16 protein-coding genes are annotated in these 22,432 nt (G+C 63.7%); 11 read left to right on the forward strand and 5 right to left on the reverse strand.

Features of this window, described 5'->3' with window-relative positions; all coding sequences use genetic code 11:
• Nucleotides 1–55: 55 nt before the first annotated feature.
• The 3 genes from AC1RRJ_RS01695 to AC1RRJ_RS01705 all read right to left on the reverse strand — a co-directional run bounded on the left by AC1RRJ_RS01695 (nucleotide 56) and on the right by AC1RRJ_RS01705 (nucleotide 5,082).
• Nucleotides 56–3,139, reverse strand: a complete 3,084-nt coding sequence (locus tag AC1RRJ_RS01695; RefSeq protein ID WP_493119974.1) for a TonB-dependent receptor domain-containing protein — start codon at nucleotides 3,137–3,139, stop codon at nucleotides 56–58.
• 195 nt (nucleotides 3,140–3,334) lie between these two features.
• On the reverse strand, nucleotides 3,335–3,799 hold the full coding sequence (locus AC1RRJ_RS01700) for a RidA family protein (protein WP_493119976.1): 465 nt from the start codon (nucleotides 3,797–3,799) through the stop codon (nucleotides 3,335–3,337).
• Between the two features lie 2 nt (nucleotides 3,800–3,801).
• Nucleotides 3,802–5,082, reverse strand: a complete 1,281-nt coding sequence (locus AC1RRJ_RS01705) for a dicarboxylate/amino acid:cation symporter (RefSeq protein WP_493119977.1) — start codon at nucleotides 5,080–5,082, stop codon at nucleotides 3,802–3,804.
• A 203-nt stretch (nucleotides 5,083–5,285) separates the two neighbouring features.
• Here AC1RRJ_RS01705 and AC1RRJ_RS01710 point away from each other — a divergent pair, with 203 nt between their 5' ends.
• From AC1RRJ_RS01710 to prfH, 11 genes are all read left to right on the forward strand, one after another.
• The gene (locus AC1RRJ_RS01710; protein ID WP_493119978.1) at nucleotides 5,286–7,082 is read left to right on the forward strand and encodes an amidohydrolase family protein; all 1,797 of its coding nucleotides are present in this window, start codon (nucleotides 5,286–5,288) and stop codon (nucleotides 7,080–7,082) included.
• A 277-nt stretch (nucleotides 7,083–7,359) separates the two neighbouring features.
• A complete protein-coding gene (locus tag AC1RRJ_RS01715) occupies nucleotides 7,360–8,811 on the forward strand; it encodes an amidohydrolase family protein (RefSeq protein ID WP_493119979.1) in 1,452 nt (483 codons plus the stop codon).
• Nucleotides 8,812–8,873: 62 nt separating this feature from the next.
• Nucleotides 8,874–11,657 carry a M14 family metallopeptidase gene (locus AC1RRJ_RS01720; RefSeq protein ID WP_493119980.1) on the forward strand — a complete coding sequence of 928 codons (2,784 nt, stop codon included), beginning with the start codon at nucleotides 8,874–8,876 and terminating at the stop codon, nucleotides 11,655–11,657.
• Nucleotides 11,644–12,597, forward strand: coding sequence for an MBL fold metallo-hydrolase (locus AC1RRJ_RS01725; RefSeq protein ID WP_493119982.1), 954 nt, complete (start codon nucleotides 11,644–11,646; stop codon nucleotides 12,595–12,597). The genes AC1RRJ_RS01720 and AC1RRJ_RS01725 overlap by 14 nt, the downstream gene beginning before the upstream one ends.
• A gap of 31 nt (nucleotides 12,598–12,628) precedes the next feature.
• Entirely contained in the window at nucleotides 12,629–14,209 is a 1,581-nt protein-coding gene (locus AC1RRJ_RS01730; RefSeq protein ID WP_493119983.1) for a bifunctional protein tyrosine phosphatase family protein/NAD(P)/FAD-dependent oxidoreductase, read from the forward strand.
• Nucleotides 14,206–14,985: a sulfite exporter TauE/SafE family protein gene (locus tag AC1RRJ_RS01735; protein WP_493119984.1), complete on the forward strand. Its 780-nt coding sequence runs from the start codon at nucleotides 14,206–14,208 to the stop codon at nucleotides 14,983–14,985. The genes AC1RRJ_RS01730 and AC1RRJ_RS01735 overlap by 4 nt, the downstream gene beginning before the upstream one ends.
• A gap of 181 nt (nucleotides 14,986–15,166) precedes the next feature.
• Complete coding sequence (locus AC1RRJ_RS01740) at nucleotides 15,167–15,793, forward strand: YqiJ family protein (RefSeq protein ID WP_493119985.1); 627 nt, start codon at nucleotides 15,167–15,169, stop codon at nucleotides 15,791–15,793.
• Nucleotides 15,794–15,855: 62 nt separating this feature from the next.
• Nucleotides 15,856–17,571 carry a flotillin family protein gene (locus AC1RRJ_RS01745; RefSeq protein WP_493119986.1) on the forward strand — a complete coding sequence of 572 codons (1,716 nt, stop codon included), beginning with the start codon at nucleotides 15,856–15,858 and terminating at the stop codon, nucleotides 17,569–17,571.
• A gap of 295 nt (nucleotides 17,572–17,866) precedes the next feature.
• Nucleotides 17,867–18,415 carry a hypothetical protein gene (locus tag AC1RRJ_RS01750; RefSeq protein ID WP_493119987.1) on the forward strand — a complete coding sequence of 183 codons (549 nt, stop codon included), beginning with the start codon at nucleotides 17,867–17,869 and terminating at the stop codon, nucleotides 18,413–18,415.
• Nucleotides 18,412–19,515: an RNA ligase RtcB family protein gene (locus AC1RRJ_RS01755; protein ID WP_493119988.1), complete on the forward strand. Its 1,104-nt coding sequence runs from the start codon at nucleotides 18,412–18,414 to the stop codon at nucleotides 19,513–19,515. Before AC1RRJ_RS01750 ends, AC1RRJ_RS01755 begins: the two co-directional genes overlap by 4 nt.
• On the forward strand, nucleotides 19,512–20,141 hold the full coding sequence (prfH, locus tag AC1RRJ_RS01760) for a peptide chain release factor H (protein WP_493119989.1): 630 nt from the start codon (nucleotides 19,512–19,514) through the stop codon (nucleotides 20,139–20,141). Before AC1RRJ_RS01755 ends, prfH begins: the two co-directional genes overlap by 4 nt.
• 38 nt (nucleotides 20,142–20,179) lie before the next feature.
• On the opposite strand, the gene AC1RRJ_RS01765 is transcribed toward prfH, so the two are convergent.
• Together AC1RRJ_RS01765 and AC1RRJ_RS01770 are read right to left on the reverse strand one after the other, a co-directional pair.
• Nucleotides 20,180–21,157, reverse strand: a complete 978-nt coding sequence (locus AC1RRJ_RS01765) for a hypothetical protein (protein WP_493119990.1) — start codon at nucleotides 21,155–21,157, stop codon at nucleotides 20,180–20,182.
• Between the two features lie 497 nt (nucleotides 21,158–21,654).
• A complete protein-coding gene (locus tag AC1RRJ_RS01770; protein WP_493119991.1) occupies nucleotides 21,655–22,281 on the reverse strand; it encodes a TetR/AcrR family transcriptional regulator in 627 nt (208 codons plus the stop codon).
• Nucleotides 22,282–22,432: the final 151 nt, after the last annotated feature.

The raw sequence follows: 22,432 nt of genomic DNA on the forward strand, positions 1-22,432 counted from the left end.
AGGGCGGCAATCTGCCCGCCGCGCCGGGAGGCGAGGCGGGCAGACAGAAGATGCGTTAGAAATTCTTCTTCACGCTTGCATACCAGTAGCGTGGATTGGGCGAATAGAGCGAACCCATATAGCCGAAGGCACTTGAATCGAGCGGGGGCTGCGCATTGGTGATGTTGCGCACCCCGACGCGCAACTGGGTGCCGTTGGTGAAGCCGCCCTTCAGCTCATACTGAAGATAGAGGCTCCCCGTCGTATAGGCCTTCAGCAGCAGGTTTTCGCCGCCCACCGAAATATCATTGTCAAGAACGCTGCCGGTATAGCTGACGAAGCCGCCGGCGGTAAACTGGCCGAGCTTCCACGTTAGCGAGGCCGAGCCGCGCCACTTGGGCAGGCCATCCTGCCGGACCAGATTGCCGCCTTCGGGAATGATTGTGTCGATATTGATCTTTCCGGCCGCGCGCGCATCGAGCAATGTCTGGATGTCGGGCGATGCGTCGCGGAAATATTTGAGCAGATAGGCGGCATTGGCGCTGAAATCGAAGGTGCCGATGCCGGTGTCGCGCACCGACAGGTTGAAGCCGAAGTCGAGGCCGCGCACCGTCTGCGGTTCGAGATTGCGGTAGATGTCATCGACATATTGCACCTGTCCGACTGGCGCGATGCCGGTTCCTGTGAAGAGCGCGATGTCGTCGGCGGTTGGCGCGGCGCGCACGACATTGGAATCGGTCGAACCCTGCAGGCGCTGAAGATAGTCGTTGATGAGGGCATTGCCTTCGCCATAGACGCCGACGATGCCCTTCTGTTTCACCTGCCAATAATCGAGGGTGAAGGTCGTGCGAACGGTGCCGCTGTTGAAGATCGGCGGTTGGAGCACCGTGCCGACAGTGAAGGTCGTCGACGTCTCGGGTTTGAGGTCGGGGTTGCCCGCGCGACGGCCCGTCGTCACGAAACTCTGTGCGCAATTGCCGAAGCTGCTGATGCGGCCCGCGCGCAGGTCGGCTTCGCAGCGGATATAGTCGGTCCGGCTGTTGCCGCGGGTGACGACGGTGGCATTGGTCTGCTCGAGATTGGGGGCACGGAATCCCTGCGCCCACGAGCCGCGGATGCGCCAGCCTTCGAACAGGTCCCACGCTGCCGCGACCTTGGGCTTCGCGATACTGCCGAAGTCCGAATAATGTTCGTAGCGTCCGGCGAGTTGCAGTTCGAGGCTGCGTACCAGCGGAATATTCATTTCGGGTGCGATCAGCGGGACCGCGAGTTCGGCATAGGCGGCGAAGACGGTACGCGACCCTTTGGTATCGGGGGTCGGACTGACCCCGAACAGGTCGCTGTCCTGGATGATGCCGGTGACTGTATCTGTCCATTTGATCGTCCCGTCGACGCGCTCGTCGCGGTCGTCGAGCTGCGAATCGCGACGCAGCTCGCCGCCGATCGCCATGCCGACATTGCCGGCGGGCAGCGCGAAGAGGTCGGGTTTTGAGGCCTTGAAATCCCACATCGCGAGCGTGGCCTTGCCGCGGCGAACCGATTTGATGCGGATCGCATCGAGCGCCGCCTGATTGCTTGGGCTTGTATCGATACCAGTGGGGTCAGCCGCATTGCCGCCGTTGAACGGATTATAGGCATCGGGAGTCGAAAGCGCGAGATTTCGCTGGAGCAGGGTGGCGCTGATCCCGTCCTGCACGTCGCGCACCGATGCTTCGGAATAGACCGCAGCGCTCTCCCAGTCGAAACCCAGTGCTTCTCCGCGCAGCCCGAGCACGGCACGGAACTGGCGATTGGTGACATCGACGATCGTTGGCCCGAGGTCGGTAAAGCGATAGCTGGTCATCGTCACCGGGAGCCCCGCGGCAGGCGCGTCGATCCCGGCGAGGCGGTTCGGATTGACGCTGCCATTCGCAAAAGTGACGGGCCCGAAAGGATTCCAGTAGTTGGACGCCGGAATCGTCATCCGGATCGAGCCGATGGTGAAGACGCTGTCCTGCACGCTGCGTGTCTTGCCGTAGTAATAGCCGGTCTCGCCGAACAGCGTCACATTGTCGCTGAGATCATAATGGCCGCTGGCGAACAGGTTGATGCGATCGAGCTTCGGCGAGATCGAGATCGGATAATTGGCCTGCGCATTCCAGCGGGTGTTGCGATCTGCACCGGTGGTCGCGCGCGTTCCGTCGTCGATGCAGATATCGCCCGCGAGCGCCGCCGAGCAGCCGCCGTTCACGGTCGGCTGGATCGAGAAAACACCGGCGTTGGTGGTGATGTTCGCGCCTGCGCGGCGCACGCGCACGCCCGTCGTGAAATCGCCCCAGGGCGACAGGGGGCTGCGGTCGTCGAGCGCATTATTGCCCGCAAAGACCGTGCCCGCAAAACCGGCGAAGTCACGGTGGTCGGCGGTGGCGGTGAAGTCCTGGTCCTGCGAGGTGAGCGCGGTACGCCGCGTATAGTTGAACAGGAGCGAGATGTTGCCGCGGTTTTCCGCAAGGTCCTTGCCGAGATAACCCGAGGCGTTGAATTCGCGAAGCCCCGTGCCTTCGCCGCCGCCATATTGCAGCGAGAGGCTGCCGCCATTGATATTGTCGCGCAGGACGGTGTTGACCACGCCGGCGACGGCGTCGGTGCCGTAAAGCGCAGCCGCGCCATCGCGCAGCACTTCGACGCGCTGGATGCCGTAAACGGGGATTGCGTTTGTGTTGTAGGTGATCACGGGCGCGAGCGAGGCGCTGGCCTGGCTGCCTGGATGCTGGACGACGCGGCGGCCGTTGAGAAGCACGAGCGTGTTACCCACGCCAAGGCCGCGCAGGTCGACCGACCCGATGTCGCCGCGGGCAAAATTGCTGCTCGTCTGGCCGTTGCTGCTGTTGAAGGATACATCGCCCATTTGCGGGATCGATCGGAACAGCTCGTCGCCCGAGACCGCTGCGGTCGCGGCGATCTCGCTTTCGCCGACGACGGTGACGGGTAGCGCTTCGGTGATTTTCGAGCCGGCGATGCGGCTCCCCGTCACGACGATTTCGGAGCCTGCGGCGCTGGCCGAGTTTGTATCGGGCTCGGGGCTCGTGTCCTGGGCGAATGCGGTGCCAGCGCCCGCGAGGCACAGCGACGAAGATGCGAGCAGCAAGGCCCGGCGAAGCGGTGAATGAATGAAATGCATGCGATGTCCCCTTTGTTCGACCCTGTGTCGTCCTCCATGCGAGCGGATGGATCGTTGACGCCCATCTCATCCTGCTTTGACGCAACTCCGGCCCGAATCCCTACCGTCCTGCGGCGGAAAGTCTCAACCCGTTGCACAGGAAGGCAATTTTATGTGAGGGAGCCCATAACAGCGCCATTTTCATTGTCTACTATTTCAATCGACAATTTCGATGGCTGCATCGACCTCGACTGCAAAGTTGAAGGGCAGGCGATAGACGCCGATCGCCGAGCGGGCATGTTTTCCGGCTTCGCCGAAGATATCGACGATGAGGTCCGAACAGCCGTTCATCACGGTCGGAATGTTGAAGAATTCGGGCCCCGCCTGGACATAGCCGCCGAGACGAAGAACGCGCGCAACGCGATCGAGATCGCCGCCGGCCGCAGCCTTGAACTGGGCGACAAGGTTGATTGCGCACAGCCGCGCCGCGTCGACGCCGTCGGCAAGGCTGCAACCGGCGCCGACAATCCCCTTGATCCCGCCTTGGGCTTCGGTGGAAAGCTGTCCCGAAATCTGGACGACATTCCCTGAACGCGTCGACGAGACATAGTTGGCGACGGGCGGACACATTTCGGGAAGCGCGATGCCGAGGCGGACGAGGCGGTTTTCGATTCTGGACATGATCACTCCTTGGTTGCGAGAGAGGGGTGCTGTTCGGCAGGGGCGGGTTCACTGGCGATGGCCTCGTGCGCCATGCTGCGCCCTTCCCAGCGATCGATGACCGCGGCGGCGACCGAGTTGCCGACGACGTTGGTCGCCGAGCGCCCCATGTCCAGCAGATGATCAACCGCGAGGATCAGCAACAGCCCGGCTTCGGGCAGCTTGAAATAGGCGAGTGTCGCCGAGATCACGACGAGCGAGGCGCGCGGAACCCCCGCCATGCCCTTCGACGTCACCATGAGCAGGAGGAGCATCGTGATCTGCTGGCCGATGCTGAGGTCGATGCCATAGGCCTGTGCGATGAAGAGTACCGCGAAGGTGCAATACATCATCGAGCCGTCGAGGTTGAAGCTGTAGCCGAGCGGCAGCACGAAGGAGACGATCCGCCGGTTGACGCCCAGCTTCTCGAGCACCTCCATCGTCCTGGGATAGGCGGCTTCGGAGCTGGCGGTCGAAAAGGCGAGCAGGACGGGGGTTCGGATCCCGCGGAAAAGGCCGAAGGCGCGTGCGCCGATGATCGCGAGCGCGGCGAGGAAGAGGACCAGCCAGAGCACGCCGAGCGAGAGATAGAAGCCGCTGACGAAACCGGCATAGGTCACGAGCACCCCGGGGCCCTGTGTTGCGATGGTCGAGGCGAGGGCGGCGAAGATGGCAACGGGCGCGGTCTTCATCACATACCCCGTCACCTTGAGCATGATCGCGGCGACCTGTTCGACGAGGGCGAGCACTGCGGGGGCCTTGTCGTCGATGGCCGCGACCGCCGAACCGACGAGGACCGAAAAGACAACGATCTGGAGAATCTCGTTCTGCGCCATCGCCTCGACGATCGACTGGGGGACAAGGTGAGTGACGAACTGCCTGAGCGAGAAGTCGCCGGCCGCAACGACGCCGGCAGCATCGCCGGTCGGCAGGTCGAGCCCGGTGCCGGGCTGGAGCAGGTGGACCATGACGAGGCCGATCGACAGCGAGATGATCGAAGCGCCGAGGAACCAGCCCATCGTCTTCGCGCCGACGCGCCCGATCGCGGCGGTATCCTCCATATGGGCGATGCCCGCGACGAGTGTCGCGAAGACGAGCGGTGCGATGATCATCTTGATGAGGCGCAGGAAGAGGTCGGTGAGGATCGAGAGATTGTCGGCGATTTCCGCCGCCCTGGCGGCGGGGAACTGGGAATTGACGAACCAGCCTGCGGCGATACCCGCGACCATGGCGAAGATAAGAATGAAGGCGAAGGCTCTGTTCATGGCTGTCCCGTTTCCGCTTCGCCCCGGTCGGGGCGTACAGGAGGCAGAGACGCAGGACCGGCGCGCTTCCGCAGCAGCATCGCGGTCGACAAGCGCATTTTGTTGCGACATGGCGGGCGCGACCCGACCCACGCGGTGGGGACAAGTGCCGCGACTGCGTCACAGCAGAGCAGGGTGAAATTCAAGCAACAGAGGAGACGCGCGTGGCCAGTTTTCGGAAGATGCTCGTGGCAGGAACGGCGATCGCTGCCGGGCTTGGCTGGGCGAGTCAGGCGGTGCTTGCCGAGCCGGGCGACCAGATCGTCGCGATCACCGGTGCGACGATTTTCGACGCGACGGGCAAGGAGCCGTTTCGCGGAACTGTTATCCTGCGCGGTGGGCGGATCGATGCTGTGGGCGCCGATGTGAAAGTGCCCAAGGGAGCGAATATTGTTCGCGCCGATGGCAAGGCACTGCTTCCGGGTTTCATCGACGTCCATACCCATTGGTCGCCTGCGGGCTCGCCCGGCAGCTTGCCCCAGATTGCGAACGCCTATCTTGCGAGCGGCGTGACGACGGTGAACGACTTCCACCAGCAACCCGAAGCCTTTGCGCCGCGCCGCGCTTGGCTCGCCGACATTTATGCACCGCACGTCAATTTCGTCGCGCGGATGAGCACGCCGGGCGGGCACGGCGCCGACTGGGCCGACACCAACACCACCAAATGGGTCGCGACCGCCGAGAGTGCGCGGCGCGAGGTCGTTGCGCTCCAGCCCTATCGCCCCGACTATATCAAGGCGTTCGCCGATGGCTGGCGCTACGGCCAGCTGCCCGAGGAAACGTCGATGAATGTCGAGACGCTCGCTGCGCTCGCCGACGAGGCGCACAAGCATGGCCAGCGCGTACTTACCCATACGGTGACGGTGGAGCGCGGTAAAATTGCGGCGCAGGCCGGTGTTGACGTGATTGCGCACAGCATTCAGGACGCGGTGCTCGACGCCGATGCGATCGCGCAGATCAGGAAGGCTGGCACCTTCTACGCCCCGACGCTCGCCATCTATCAGCTCAAGGCGGACGAGGTCGGACCGGGGGGCAAGGATGATGCTCCCACGCGCCTGCGCATCCGCAAATATGGCTTTGCCGAGGAAAATGTCCGCAACCTGTTCGCCGACGGGGTGCCGATCGCAGTCGGCACCGACGCCGGCATCGGCGGCGCGAAACATGGCTATTCGACGCTTCAGGAAATGGAATTGCTCGTCGCGGCAGGGTTGACTCCGAAAGCGGCCTTGCTCGCGGGCACGTCGAACAGTGCGCTCGCGCTTGGCCTGCTTGGCGATCGGGGCACGATCGAAAAGGGCAAACGCGCCGATCTCATACTCATCGAGGGCACGCCCTGGGAGACGATAGGCGATGTCCACAAGATCGACCGGGTGTTCGTCGATGGCAAACTCGTTCATGGCGGTGGCGTCAAGCTCCCGGCCGGCAATCTCGCGACCGCGCTGCCCGCCGCGCCCGCTGCCGAACTCATCGACGATTTTGAGCGCGCCGATGGTCGCAGTGCGCTCGATACGCTGCGCCTCACCGACATGGACGGCGGCGTTGAACGCTCGTCGGTGGTCACGAACCGGGTGACGCACGTCGGCGGTGGCTCCGCGCTTGCCTTCGCGGTGCAGATGTCGCTCAAGGACAAACCGGAGGGAGGGGTTATCGTTCCGCTTAGCCGCGGTTCGGTCCGGCCGGCCGACGCGCGCAAGTTCGCGGGCGTCCGCCTCGATATGCGCGGTGCGGGCCGTTACCTGATCGTGGTCAACACGCTCGCGGGCGAGTGGACTGCGATGATTGAAGCGAAGGAGGGCTGGTCCGAACTTCGGGTGCCCTTTACCGCGCTTGTTGCGACCCGGTCGGGCCGCGATGGTGCTACGCCCTGGCGCGGCGACGATCTGGTGCAGGTCGGCGTCGTCGTCCAGCGCGAAGCGGGCGCGAGCGCGTGGGGCGAAATCGACAATTTGCGCTTTTACTGACGCCGCTTTCCCGCGGCTTGCCCGAAGCGCCACGCCCCCGCATCCGGCCCGCCTTCGACTGCGCGGTCGATGCGGGCGCTTTTCTTCGGAGCGTCCTGAGCATGGCTCGACGCGCCGGCGTCCGTGCGCCTACTGCTGTGCCGGAATTCAGCGATCAAATCGCGCGAACGCAAAATGGCTGGTGGGGTCGTCCCGCCACGCTGCGTCTTAACCCACGAGGACGGCCTTTCAGGCCAAATCAAGTGCCCGTCCTCACTTCAAAGGAGTGGCGTCTGCCATGAAAGCGAAACTGTCCTTCCAGCCCCCCCTTGCGAGGATCGGTCTTGCGGCCACGACCGCTGCGGCTCTCCTTGCCATTTCAGCCGCCTCCGCCGCTCAGGCGCCTGCGAATAATCTGGTGCAGCCCAATGATCGACGCCCGTTCCTCGCGCCCGGTGCGCGCACGAGCGACGATCCGGTGCGTATTCCGCGCAAGCCCGTTGCCGAAACGGGCCCCGAACTCGTCATTCGCGGCGGTCGCCTGTTCGATGCGGTCAGCGGGGGCGTACGTCCGGCGACCGTCGTCATTCAGGGCAACCGGATCAAAGCGGTGCTGCCGCCCGAGGCGACCGGCTGGGGCGCGGACGCGCGGATCATCGACGCCGCTGGCAAGACGGTGATGCCGGGGCTCATCGATATGCACACCCATGTCACCTATCCCGACCGCGCGACGCCGATCGACGAGCAGGCGAGTGAGGGCGGCGGGACGCTGCGCGGCCAGCGGAACCTGCGCTATTTCCTTGAATCGGGCTTCACGTCGGTGCGCGACCTCAACGGGGTGAGCAACGCGCCCTTCCTGTTGAGTGAATGGAGCGCGGCGGGCATGATCCCGGCGCCGCGTGTCTTTGCGGCGGGCTGGATCATCACCGGCACCGGTGGTCACGCCACCGAGCGCCCGGTCAGCCCGAGCCATGGGCCCGACTATGCCAAGGAAGTTGATGGGCCCGACGCGTGGCGGGGCATGGTGCGCAAGGCCTTTAAGGAAGGCGCCAGCGTCATCAAGATTGCGAGCCATTTCGCACCCGACGAGGTGCGCGCGGCCATCGAGGAAGCGCATCTCCTCGGGCTCAAGGTCACGTGCGATTGCGAAACCATCTATACCGAGATGGCAGTCGATGCGGGCATCGACATGATTGAGCATCCGTTGCCACGCTCGGACGCCGCCATCACCAAGATGGCGAAGAAGAAGATCGCCGCGGTGCCGACGTTGCAGGTCTACCAGAATCTGCTCGACCGCGCCGGCGGTTTTTATGGCTCGACCTCGCGCCGCTTCACAATGACGAGTCAGGGCAATTTTGATGAATTCAAGAAGATGAAGGCGGCAGGGATCATCATGGGCATTGGCACCGACACGATCGGCGATGCCAGCCTGATGGTGCCCAACAGCTATATCGCTGAGCTCAAATGGTTCGTGCGCGGCGGCTATTCGGTCGCTGACGCGCTCAAGGCGGGGACGATCGTCAACGCCCGGCTTCTCGACATGGGCGACGAGCTTGGCAGCATCGAGCCCGGTAAGCTGGCCGACATCATCATCGTTGATGGGCGTCCCGACGAAAATCTGGACGATCTCACGCGCGTCGAGCATGTCATCAAGGATGGCCGGTGGCTGATCGAAGACGGCACGCTCGTCACCCCGCGCCATGTATCGCAGCCGCTCGTCAAGCCGTCGCCCCCGGCGGACGTGAAGTGATGCGCTGCCCTGTCGCACAATCCTCGGCCGCGACCACCATCACCGGAAAAAGGGCCTTGCCTGTGAAAAAACTGGCTTCTGCCGCCGTTTTCGCGTGGCTGATGACGACGAGCGCCGCGATCGCGGGATCGGTCCCGACGCCGAAAGAGGTCCTTGGTCACGACATGGGTGAAGACCGCTATGTCGCGAGCTACAGCGAGACCGCGACCTATTGGAAACGGCTCGCCGAACTCAGCGACCGGATCAGGCTTGTCGACATCGGCCCGACGGTCGAGAAAAGGCGGCAGTTGATGGCGATCGTCTCGTCGCCCGAAAATCTTGCGCTGCTCGACAAATATAAGGATATTTCGGAGCGGCTCGGCCGCGCTGAAGGACTGACCGAGGATCAGGCGCGCGCGCTCTCTGCCGAAGGCAAAGCGGTGATCTGGGTCGATGGCGGCATTCATGCCAGCGAAACGCTGACCCATTCGGCGATCATTCAGCAGGTCTATGATCTGGTGAACAGCGACGACGCTGAGGCGAAGCGCATCCGCGACAATGTCATCATACTCTTCGTTGCCAACAACCCCGACGGCCAGGAACTGGTCGCCAACTGGTATATGCGGATCAAGGATCCGGCGAAGCGCGAGGCGGGTTTCGACAGCCTGCCAAAGCTCTATCACGCCTATGTCGGCCACGATAACAACCGCGACTTCTACATGGCCGAAATGCCGGAGACACAGAATATCACGCGCGTGTTGTTCCGCGACTGGCGCCCGCAGGTCGTGCTCAATCAGCATCAGACGGGTCCTGCGGGCACCGTTGTTTTCATTCCGCCGTTCCGCGATCCTTTTAATTTCAACTTTGACCCGCTCGTGATGACAAGCCTTGAGGAAGTCGGCGCGGCGATGCAGTCGCGGCTTCTTTCCGAAGGCAAGCGCGGCGGCACGTCACGCGACGGCGCGCATTACGACACCTGGTACAATGGCAATCTTCGCTCGATTTCCTATTTTCACAATGCGATCGGCATCCTGACCGAGACGATCGGCAAGCCGGTACCGATCGATATCGAGCTGGTCCCCGAACGCCAGCTCCCCGGAAACAACCAGCCCGCGCCGATCGCGCCGCAAAAATGGCACATCGGCCAGTCTCTCGAATATAGCATGACGATCAACCGCGCGGTGCTGAGCTATGCTGCCGCGAACCGTGAGAAGCTGCTCTTCAACATCTACCGCATGGGTGCGAACAGCATCTCACGCGGCAGTGAGGACAGCTGGACGATGACCCCCACGCGGATTGCCGAGATGCACGCTGCTTCGGCGGCGACCGGTGCGAAGCCCGTCGCGACGCGCACCCGCGGCAGCAGTTCGATCGACCCGCGCTTTTATGCCGAGGTGATGAAAAATCCGGCGAACCGCGACGCGCGCGCTTATGTGATCGATCCCGGCCAGCGCGACTATCCGACCGCGATCCGCTTCCTCAACGCGCTGATCAAGCTCGGCGTCGATGTCGACCGCGCCGCCGCGCCTTTCATCGCGAACGGGAAGGAGTATCCTGCGGGCACCTATTTCGTGCGCACGGCGCAGGCTTACCGCCCGCACATCCTCGATATGTTCGAGCCGCAGGATTATCCCGAGAATTTCGAATATCCCGGCGGCCCGCCGATCCCGCCCGCCGATGCGACGGGCTATACCCCCGCTTTCCAGATGGGGGTCGGGTTCGAACGCGTCCTCGATGCGCTTGAAGTCCCATCGACACGCGTCGGCACCATCCTTGTCAACCGCCCGGGCCGGATGGTCGGCGACGGCAAGGCGGGCTATCTCATCGGGCACGGCGCCAACAACAGCTTCATCCTTTCGAACCGCCTTCTGAAAGCGGGGGAACCCCTTTTCTGGCTGTCCGAACCGGTCGCTGTCGCGGGCGGAGCCGCCGAGCCGGGCGCACTCTGGGTGCCGGCAAGTCCTACAGCGAAGCACATTGTTGAGGCTGGAGCAGCCGAGCTTGGGGTCGATGTCGAGCGCGTGGCGACAGCACCCATGGGCGATCGTACTGTGATGAAGCGGCCGCGGATCGCGCTCGTCGACATCTATGGCGGTCTGATGCCGACGGGCTGGATGCGCTGGATTTTCGACCAGCATGAATTTCCCTTCACCATCGTCTATCCGCAGCAACTCGACGCCGGCAAACTGCGCAAGGATTTCGACGTCGTGATTTTGCCGCATGCCGCGTTCCAGCCGCAGGCCGCGCGCGCCAGCGGCGACGGTATGTTCCGCGGGCGCGGCGACGACAAACAGCCGAAGCCCGAAGAAATTCCTGCTGAATATCGTGCATGGCTTGGTTCGGTGACGGCGGAGAAATCCATTCCGGCGCTCAGGGCCTTCGTTGATGCAGGGGGCTCGCTGATCGCCATGGGCGGCTCGGCGCAGGCCATCGCGCAGGTGATGGAACTGCCCGTTGAGGATGCGGTTGCCGAGACGGTCGACGGCAAGACCGCCCGCCCGCCGCGCACCAAATTCTATGTGCCGGGCGCGCTGCTCGAAGCCTCTGTGAACCGGACGGTGCCGCTCACCTATGGCATGCCCGGGCAGGTCGATCTTTTCTTCGACGACAGCCCGGTGTGGAAACTCAAGCCGGGTGCGACGGGCGTCGAGGTTCCGGTCCGTTTTGCCGGTGTCCCCCGACTGCGCAGTGGCTGGGCCCACGGTCAGGAGCTGCTCGACGGTGCGGCCGCGATCGTCGAGGTTGACCGCGGCAAGGGCCGGGTCATACTCTTTGGTCCCGAGGTCGCGCTGCGCGCGCAAACGCACGGCGCCTTCAAGCTGCTGTTCAACGCCATTTATCTGGGCGCGGACCATGGCGGGCGCTGAGACCGGAGCGGGAACGGAGTATGGCCGCGATGCCGCGCTCGCCGCAGCAACGGCACAGCTGCTCGCTGTGCCGAAGGGCGGCGCGGCCGTGCATGCCTTCTTCGATCCCGCAACCTCGACGATCAGCTATGTTGTCCATGATCCCGCCACGATGCGCGGTGCGGTTATCGACAGCGTGCTCGATTATGACGCGGCGGGGGGACGGACTTCGACCGGGTCGGCCGAGGCGATCGCCGAGCATGTGCGCGCCGTAGGCATCTCGATCGACTGGCTTCTCGAGACGCACGCGCATGCCGACCATCTTTCGGCGGCGCCCTGGCTCCAGAAAAGGCTCGGCGGTGCGATCGCGATCGGTGAACATATTCGCGCCGTTCAGGCGGTGTTCGGCGATATCTTCAACGCCGGGCCCGACTTCCGGCGCGACGGATCCGATTTCGACCGTCTCTGGTCCGACGGCGATCGCTTCGCGATCGGCGAGCTGCCGGTGACTGTGCTCCACGTTCCGGGGCATACGCCGGCCTGCGTCGCTTATGCGATCGGCGATGTCGTTTTCGTCGGCGACACGATGTTCATGCCCGATTACGGATCGGCGCGAGCTGATTTTCCGGGCGGTGATGCGCAGACGCTGTTCCGGTCGCTGCGCCGCATCTTCGAACTCCCCGGCGCGACGCCGCTTTTCCTTTGTCACGATTATCTGACCGCTGAGCGGCGCGAGCATTGCTGGGAAACAAGCGTCGCCGAACAGCGCGCCGCCAACGTCCACGCGCGCGACGGAGTTTCCGAAGCGGAGTTTGTCGCGCGTCGGCGCGCACGCGACGCCGGGCTCGCGATGCCGCAGCTGCTGCTGCCGTCGGTGCAGGTCAATATGCGGGCCGGTCGCCTGCCGCCCGCCGAGGATAATGGCGTGGTCTATCTCAAGATACCGGTGGATCGGCTGTGAGCACCGACGTCTTTCCACAAACGGAGATATTATGACGATCAGGACCTTAACTCCGGCACTCCGTGTGTCACCGCAGATCAACCCGGCGGACGTCGCCGGGCTGGCTGCGTCGGGCTTTCGTTCGATCGTCTGCAATCGTCCTGATGACGAAGAGGCAGGTCAGCCTTCGGCGGCGATGGTTGCGGCGGCTGCGGAGGCGCATGGCCTTCGTTTTCTTCACATTCCGGTCGTATCGGGCGCAATGGGCGAGGGCGATGCGGCCGCGATGGCACGCGCGCTCGCTGAGTTGCCGGGCCCTGTGCTGGCTTACTGCCGCTCGGGCGCGCGCTCCGAACAACTCGCGGCGATGGCCGCGGCGCGCGGTGCGGCGGGCGGCACTTCCCGTTACGATATTCTGGTGATTGGTGGCGGTAGTGCGGGGATAGCGGCCGCCGCAAGCATTCTCTGCCGCCGTCCGAACGTGTCGCTGGCGATCGTCGAGCCGAGCGATGACCATTATTACCAGCCGGGCTGGACGATGGTCGGCGGGGGCGTCTTCGCGCCCGAGGTCACGCGGCGCGACGAGTCGGGACTCATCCCGGCGGGCGCCGAATGGATCCGGAGCGCCGCCGCATCCTTCGACCCTGCGAACGATAGCGTAACGCTCGCTGACGGGCGCGTACTCGGCTATGGCGTACTCGTTGTCTGCCCGGGGCTCAAGCTCGACTGGGACGCGATCCCCGGTCTTTCCAGAGCGCTCGGTTCGGACGGCGTTACCTCCAATTATCGCTATGACCTCGCGCCATATACCGACCGGCTCGTGCGCCGCTTCCGCGGTGGTCGCGCGCTGTTCACTCAGCCGCCAATGCCGATCAAATGCGCCGGCGCGCCGCAAAAGGCGATGTATCTCTCGTGCCATCGGTGGGAGCGCGCGGGTGTTCTGAGCCAGGCCGAGGTCCAGTTCCACAATGCTGCGCCTGCTTTGTTCGGGGTCGCGGCCTATGTCCCGGCGCTCGCGGCCTATATCGCGCGCTACGGCATCGACCTGCAGCTTGAATCGCGCCTTCTGTCGATCGACGGCACGGCGAAGGTGGCGCTGTTCGAGCAGAGGCGCGGCGATACGGTTCGCCGGGTTGAGGAACGTTTCGATATGATCCATGTCGTACCTCCGCAGGTCGCGCCTGATTTTGTCGCCACAAGCCCGCTTGCCGCGCCCTCGAGCTTCATTGCGGTCGACGAGGTAACCTTGCGCCATCCTTTGCACGCCAATGTCTTCGCGCTCGGCGACGTTGCCGCGACGACCAATGCAAAGACCGCGGCAGCGGCGCGCAAGCAGGCACCCGTGGTCGCCCTGAACGCGCTCGCTGCGCTTGATGGCGCGCCGCCGGTGGCGGCCTATAACGGCTATGGCAGCTGCCCGCTCACCGTGGAGGCGGGCAAGATCATACTCGCCGAATTCGGCTATGGCGGCAAATTGCTGCCGACCTTCCCCAAATGGCTGATCGAGGGCACGCGGCCCTCGCGCCTTTCGTGGCTGCTCAAGGAAAAGATTCTGCCACCGCTCTATTGGCACGGCATGCTGCGCGGCCACGAGTGGCTTGCCGCGCCGGAGCCTTTGGGCAAGAACGGATGACGCTCGATACCGTCCAATATCTGCTTGGCGCGCTGTCGGGCGGGATCGTCGGTTTCACGCTCGGGCTCGTCGGCGGTGGCGGATCGATCCTCGCGGTCCCGTTGATGGTCTATCTCGTCGGGGTCGCGAGCCCGCATGTGGCGATCGGGACGAGCGCGCTGGCGGTCGCCGCCAACGCCGCGTCCGGGCTGGCCCAGCATGCGCGCGCCGGCACGGTCAAATGGCGCTGCGGTTTTCTTTATGCGGGGAGCGGCATCGTTGGAGCACTCGCGGGGGCGACGCTCGGCAAGGCGATCGACGGCGAGAAGCTGCTTTTTCTGTTCGCGTTGCTCATGCTGGCCGTTGGTACACTGATGTTGCGCGGGCGGAACAATCCCGGGATCGAAGGTGCCGCCTGCAATCGCCACAATGCGCCGGTGGTGCTCGGCTACGGGCTCGGGACGGGCGGATTTTCAGGGTTTTTCGGCATCGGCGGCGGTTTTCTGATCGTGCCGGGGCTTGTCGCCTCGACAAGGATGCCGATCCTTAACGCGGTCGGGACAAGCCTGGTAGCGGTGACCGCCTTCGGACTCACCACCGCGCTGAGCTACGCCGCCTCCGGGCTGGTCGACTGGAGGTTGGCCGGCATATTCATAGCCGGCGGCTTAGCCGGCGGAGTTGTCGGAACGCAGTTCGCCCGGCGTCTTTCGGGTAGAGGAAACCTGTCGACCATTTTCGCCTGCCTGATACTCGCGGTGGCGGTCTACATGATCTGGAAGAGCCTCGCGGCAGGTTAGCGGCGCTCATCGACGTGGGCGGAGGTCGTCAGCATCGATACCGCGATAGCCGGCGTATCGATTGCGGAAATATCTTGCGCGCTTCGACCTCGACTGGAGCATAGTTACGGCAGATGACGACCAAATGGCCATGCCCGCAGTTCGGCGACCGCTTGCCAAGAAATGACTTAACCGCCAATCAATGCTGATGACCGAACAATTGCTTGCTCCGGAAAATGTCGTCTTCAGTGCCGCTCTGCTGCTGATGCTGCTGATCGGCGTGGTTCAGGCAGCGGGGTTGTCCGGCGACGTTGATGCCGATCCCGGTGCTGATGGCGACGCCGGTTTTGCCGACGCGTTGCTCGCCTGGGCGGGTATAGGCCGGGTTCCTTTCCTGATGTGGCTGGTGCTCTTCCTTGCATTTTTTGGTGCTCTCGGGCTGGGGCTGCAGCAACTGATGACTGGATTGACTGGAGGGCCGGGCGCCAATTTGCTGATGGTTCCGCTCACGGCCGCGGCGGCGCTGCCGCCGACCAGCGCCGCAGCGCGGCTGGTCGGGCGGGTTTTCCCGGCGCTTGAGACCACCGCCATCCACCGCGATGAACTTATCGGTCGGTATGCCGAGATCAGTATCGGAACGGCGCGTGTGGGGAACCCTGCGCGGGCGCGGGTGGCCGATCAGCATGGGCAGTTTCATCAGATCATGGTCGAACCCGACAGCGCCGATCAGGTTTTTCAGGCCGGCGAAAGCGTCCTGCTGGTAAAACTCGAAGGCGATATATTCAAAGGCTTTACGCGGGGTGATTTCTATTTACCCCGGCTCGACTGACCCTAATATCCGCTGGGGGCGTTCCAATGACGGAAGCGCGAATCGACAGCAACGGGTAGTCCATGATTGAAATAGCCATTTACGCGGGCATCGGCCTTGCCACTCTCTTGATATTGGGACTGATCGTCACGCGGCTTTATCATCGCGCGACCAAGGAAATTGCCTTTGTCCGTACGGGTTTTCGCGGCGAGCGCGTCATCATGAACGGCGGCGCGCTGGTGCTGCCGGTGCTGCACGAAACGATGCCGGTGAATATGAATACGGTCCGGCTCGCGGTCGAGCGCAAGAATGTCGACGCGCTGATCACCTTCGACCGGCTGCGCATCGACGTGAAGGCCGAATTCTACGTCCGCGTCCGTCCCGATGCCGGATCGATCGCGATGGCGGCGCAGACATTGGGCTTGCGGACGATGAATCCCGAGGCACTGAAGGATCTCGTCGAAGGCAAGTTCGTCGACGCGCTGCGCTCGGTCGCCGCCGGCATGACGATGAACCAGCTCCACGAACAGCGCTCCGACTTTGTGCAAAAGGTGCAGCAGGCGAGTTCGAACGACCTGTCGATGAACGGGCTCGAACTGGAATCGGTGTCGCTGACCGGGCTCGACCAGACTTCGATCGAGCATTTCAATGCCAATAACGCTTTCGACGCCGAGGGTCTGACCAAGCTGACCGAGCAGATCGAGATGCGCAAAAAGGCGCGCAACGACATCGAGCAGGATACCCGTGTCCAGATCGAAACCAAGAATCTCGAGGCCGACAAGCGCAGCTTCGAGATCAGCCGCGACAATGAATTTGCGCGGCTCGAACAGGAGCGTGAGGTCGAGATGCGCCGCGCCGAGCAGGCGTCCGAAGTCGCGCGTGAACAGGCAATGCGCGGCCGCGAGGCCGACGAAGCGCGGATTACCGCGAAGCAGCAGGTCGATTCGACCCAGATTGAGGCCGATCGCGCGGTGAAGCAGGCCGAAATCGCGCAGGAGCAGGCGATCGAACTGGCGCGCCAGGATCAGCAGATCCTGATCCAGAACAAGAGCCGCGATGAAAGTCAGGCGCGCGGGGAGGCTGACGAAGCCCGCGCCAAGGCGGTCGCCGCCGAGGAACAGGTCATCACCGCGCGCGACACCGAGGTCGCCGAGCGCCTGAAGCGCATCGAGCTGATCGAGGCGTCGAAAGAAGCCGAGCGCGCCGCGATTTCGGTGAAGGTCGAGGCTGAAGCCGAAAAGGAAGCCGCATCGAACCGCGCTGCGGCGCTGCGCTTCGAAGCCGAGGGCGAAGCCGACGCCGAAAAACTGCGCGCCGAGGCTGCGCGCGTGCGGTTCGAGGTCGAAGCCGCGGGTCAGCGGGCGATCAACGAGGCCGCAAATATCTTGTCGTCGAACCAGATTTCGCTGCAGACCAAGATGGCATTGCTGAAAGTCCTTCCCGAAGTCGTTCGCGAAGCCGCCAAGCCGATGGAAGCGATTGATTCGATCAAGATCATTCAGGTTGATGGAATCAGCCAGAACGGCGGTGGTGGGTCGAACGGCAGCGGCGGGAATGCCGGTGACGGCGGCAACCTCGCCAGCAATGCCGTGTCGGCAGCGCTCGCCTATCGGGCACAGGCCCCCGTGATCGACAGCCTGATGAAGGAGCTCGGGTTCGATGGTGGCTCTCTGGACGCACTAGTGAAAGGGGCCGCTGACGCGGGCTATGGTTCGCCAGCCGAACTGGAAACCTCTCCGCCCGCTCGCCGCAAGGCGCGCGCAGTGGCGCCGGCGCTCGAGGAAAACGGCGAGGACTGATATCCGGGTGTTCGCAGTGGAAGCGGGGTCATCGAGCGCATGTCGCGCTCGATGACTACCGAGCACCGGCACCGGGAGCACAGCGCCGAAGCACCGGCTTGAATTGCCTGCTCAAATAGCATAGTGGGTCCGTCGTCGATCCCGGCACGTTTCTGAAACTGGAAAGGAGAAAATCATGCGAGCAGCATCCGTCCGCAACGCAGTATTTTTCGAATTCCAGACTATTCAGGGACAAATTGCATGGGCAATTTCCTTTCGGGCGAGCTTGCTCGCCTGATCCGGTCGCGCGGTCCGGGTGCCGCTGACCATTTTACAATCCATTTTTCGATCGTCCGCTTTCAGCCTTTCCTCAGCTATGGGGAGGCGGATCATGCGGTCTGACATGTTCAAGATCATCGTCGAGCGGCCGCGGGTGGGCGCCGGCCATGCCCCGCACGTTAAACTGAAAAGGAGCCGCGACCCGGATCGCAAGTTTATCGGCCTGAAGCGGCACGCAAAAAGCGAGGCCTCCTATACCAAGATGCTGAACGAGAATCTGGCGCCGCTCGTCCGCTTCCTGCGGAGCCGGAAGGGGTGCCGGTGGGACGATGTGTTCAGCGAAATCTGCGCTGAGCTCGATACCGGCAGCACGGTGAAGATGCATGTCAGGACGCATCTCGAGGACATTGTCGCGACCCGGATTTCCATCGGCCGCCAAGGCGAATGGATGTTCGAGGGCGACGTGCTCGGCGAGGTTCGCCGCTGGTCCCGCCGTCGCGAATTCTTTGTCGATCCGCGGGACGGCATCCTCAAGGATTGCGCCGAATTGCCGCAGGATATCGGCGGGAAGGAAGGTGCGGCATGACCGCGGCCCCGATCCGGATCATTACTTCCGACGTCGGCCGGATGGACCCGCTCGCGCTCGATCAACTGGCACAGACGGCGCGGCTGAAGGGCATTGCCCGGGTGGTCGGATTGCCCGACCTTCATGCCGGGCGCGGGATTGCTGTCGGCGCCGCCTTCTGGTCGCCCGACATGATTTTCCCGCATCTGGTCGGAAGCGATATCGGCTGCGGAATGGCGCTATGGGAAACCGGTGTGGCGGTCCGCAAGTTCAAGCTCGATGCGGCCGAACGGAAGCTCCGGGGACTGGACGAGCCATGGGACGGCGATGTGGGCGCCGCGCTATCCGACGCCGGTCTGGCGCCAGAGGCGGGTGGCTCCGCGCTTGGCACCATTGGCGGCGGCAATCATTTTGCCGAATTCCAGCGTATCGAACGGATTGTCGATACCGAACGGTTCGAGGCACTCGGCTTTCGCGCCGACGCTCTCTGGCTCATGGTTCATAGCGGCTCGCGCGGACTGGGGCAGGCGATCCTTGATGATTGGATGCGCGGTGGAGTCACCGCAGCCGGAGCGGCGAGCGAGGCGGGAGAAACCTATCTGGCGGCGCATGATCGTGCGACGGCATGGGCAATCCTCAACCGCGAGATCATTGCCCGCCGCTTCTGCGAAAAGCTCGGGCTGACCGCGGAGCGCCGGCTCGATATCTGCCACAACAGCGTGACGGCGCATAAAGGCGGCTGGCTCCACCGCAAGGGGGCCGCGCCCGCCGACAAGGGGCTGGTGGTGATTCCCGGTTCGCGCGGCGACTTCAGCTATCTGGTGGAGCCGGTCCTCGATCGAGGCGAAGAGGCGCTGCATTCGCTCGCCCATGGTGCCGGGCGCAAATGGAGCCGCAACGATGCCCATGCCCGGTTATCGAAGCGATTTCGACTGGCCGAACTGGAACGGACGGCGCTTGGCGGGCGCGTGATCTGTGAGGATCGCCGGCTGATCTTCGAGGAAGCGCCCGAGGCGTACAAGGATATCGGCGGGGTCATTCGCGATCTGGAGGAGGCGGGGCTGATCCGGGTCGTCGCCAGCCTGCGCCCGCTGCTCAGCTACAAGACGAGGCGCACATGACCGAAATCGTCATCCATCTGTCTTCCGGCCAAGGGCCGGAAGAGTGTCGCTGGGTCGTCGGCCAGCTTGCGCGTATCTTTTCAAAGGAAGCGACGAGCGCGGGTCTCGGCTGCGAATTGCTCGAACCGCTTGCGGCGAATCCGGCCTCGCTGTTGCTACGCATTTCAGGTGCGGGTGCCGATCAATTTGCCTGCGAGAGGGAGGGGAGCATCCTGTGGGTGGGGGCCAGCCCTTTCCGCCCCAGTCACAAACGGCGCAACTGGTTCGTCGGGGCAGCATTGGTCCCGCCGATCGAGGAGGTCACCGAACTGCGCGAAGAGGACGTCGTCTATCAGGCGATGCGCGCGTCGGGGCCCGGCGGACAGCATGTCAACAAGACGGACAGCGCGGTCCGGGCGACACATGTGCCGACCGGACTGGTGACGACGGCGCAGGATCAGCGGTCGCAACACGCCAATCGCAAGCTTGCTCGTATCAAGCTTGCCCTGATGCTGATGGAGCGTCGCAACGATGGCGCACAGCATGCGCGCAAGGAAGAATGGGATCGCAATCGACAGCTCGAGCGCGGAAACCCGGTGCGGACATATCTGGGGCAGGATTTTCGTTTGAAATCAAAGGCTCGTTGACCCTTGGCGTCTCGGGGCGTCGGGTCGCGTTCCGGCGCCTATTTTGATGGTCGTCGAATGCCGTAGTCGATCCTGATCCTGACCCAGGCCCCCACCATTGGCTGTCCACCGCGTCGCGGAGGCCGCACCTTGAACTGCCATGCGGCAGCGAGCACCGCGCGATTGATCTGCGATCCGTTCGGGTACTCGTCGAGTCCGACGCAATCCTCGACCCGATAATCGGGCACTGTGCGGCAAGCAATCAGTCCCCAGCCGGGCTCGCTGGCGGTGGACAAATATCCGCGCAACTCGCTATCGCTCGGCTCGCGATACCAGGCGGCCGCGTAGAGCGGCTCGCCATTGGGAGCCGTTCCCACCCGCTCCGTATCGGGGGAGGCGGAGCGGCCGGTGTTGGGTGGCCCATAGACCGCCCCGCCCGGCGGACGAACGCCGATCCGGGGAGGTGCCGGCGACGGTGGCCGCTCGCTGGGCGTCGGGATTGCTGGCGTGGCCTTCGGCGCAGCGGCTTGCGGGGGTAGTGGTTCGGCCGGTTCTGGCGGCAGCGGCTCTTCGGTTTTCGGCTGCGGCGGTACGGGCTGCTCTTTGGTCTGCTCGCGTTCCGCGCTGCTCGGTTTGGGCGCTTCCTCCGAAATCTCGGTGGCCTCGAGGCTCACCACGCTGACGCGCTCCTCCCTGTGTTCGGGTTTCATTTCCGAGCCAAAGGTGAGCAGCAGAAGCAGCAGGAGCGCCGGGATCAGAACGGCCAGGCTTATGGCAAGCGTACGGCGCCCCATCCCGATGCTGAGCTGTTCGACGTAGGGAGTGGCTGGAACAGGGCTCAGCTGAACATTCTTTGGTGGCGGCGTCCGCTGGCCAAGGTGCCCGGGGCTACATATGCGGTGGATAGTTGGGCGCCAGACCTTTGACAAGTGTGTGTGCCGATTGACGAACGAAATGGCGGTCGAAAGCATCACTTCGCTTCGGCCGGCTGCCGCAGCCTGTGCGCTTGGGCCGTGTCGCAGGCGTTCGTCCGTCACCTTTGCCGCCCGGTCACGGATCGCAGAGTGGCGGCGGTGCCATCGTATCGCAGGAGGCGGCCCGGATCGGCGGCGGGTTGAAGGTCGCCCACGCCGCCAGGGCCAACATCAAAACGGGATTTCAATTGCGGTTTCGACGCAAGGCAGGGGAGGGGAGGCGGTAGCGACAAGGTTCGCAAGCGATCCGCGCCCGTGCGGTTTCTGCACCATGGAATTTTTTATTTGACATCAATGTTAATTGGGGAAATATAGTCTGCAGGGGAAACGTCCCCGCCAGCGGATGAAGGACCTTCGATTGTTGCCTTCCGTGCATGGTCACGAACGCGTCAATTGATCGGCTCCGTCACCGCGACGGATTGTTTCCCAACCTCGCTTCTCCGCCGGGGCCGGTGCTAGAACGGCTGCGGTGTTCCACTGATGGGCGCACGTTTTCGTGCGCCCATATTTTCATGCGCGAGGGGGCGGATCTTTTTTCTCTGACAGCGGCGTTGCTTCGTTCAGGATAAGGCGGGAGGAATACCGGCCGGGAGCAGGAACAGCGGCAGGATGCGAGCGATCAGGTCGCGCATCGCATCATCCTTTTGACCCAGCATCTCGCGCACATAGGGCCCGATCATCGCATCGCCGAATGCGGTCACCGCCATCATCAGCACCGCCACGCGAATGCGTTCGGGGGCATTTTCATCGGTGGACTGGCCGACGATCGCCTCGACCAGCGATTGCACCGCATTGCGGACGGGTTCGAGATGCTCGACGTCGCCTGACAGGATGATCCATGCCGCGAGGGGCCCCGCGCCGCCCTTGTCAAACGCGTCGAATACCATATCGGCAACGGCGCGCGGCGCTGCGGCGTCGGTCTTGAGCAGTTCGACGACATGATCGAGCGCGACGGTCAGGTCGTTGATCATCGACCCCATTAACGCCGATTGCAGGCTCGCCGCCGAGCCGAAGTGATGCAGGACATTGGCGTGCGACATACCGATCTCGTCGCCGATATTCGCCAGCGTGACCGCCGAGGGTCCCCCTTTCAACAAGAGTCCCCGTGCCGCCGCCAGGCCTTCCTCGCGTACTTCGGGGCCCAGGCGCTTGCGCCGCTTGATGCGCGGTGGCGCTTGATTGTTCATTTTTCTTCGTTCCTTGTCGCGGCCCCACCCCCGGGCCGTTTCGGCGGCTTTAGCGCAAAGCGCGCGAGAATCATAATGTAACGGTGTATCAAAATGGGTGTCGGAATGCTTTGAAAAGTCATGAAAATCACGACTTGCGCCCTCCGTGTCG

It is taken from the genome of Sphingopyxis sp. GW821-FHT12C06, assembly GCF_058807415.1.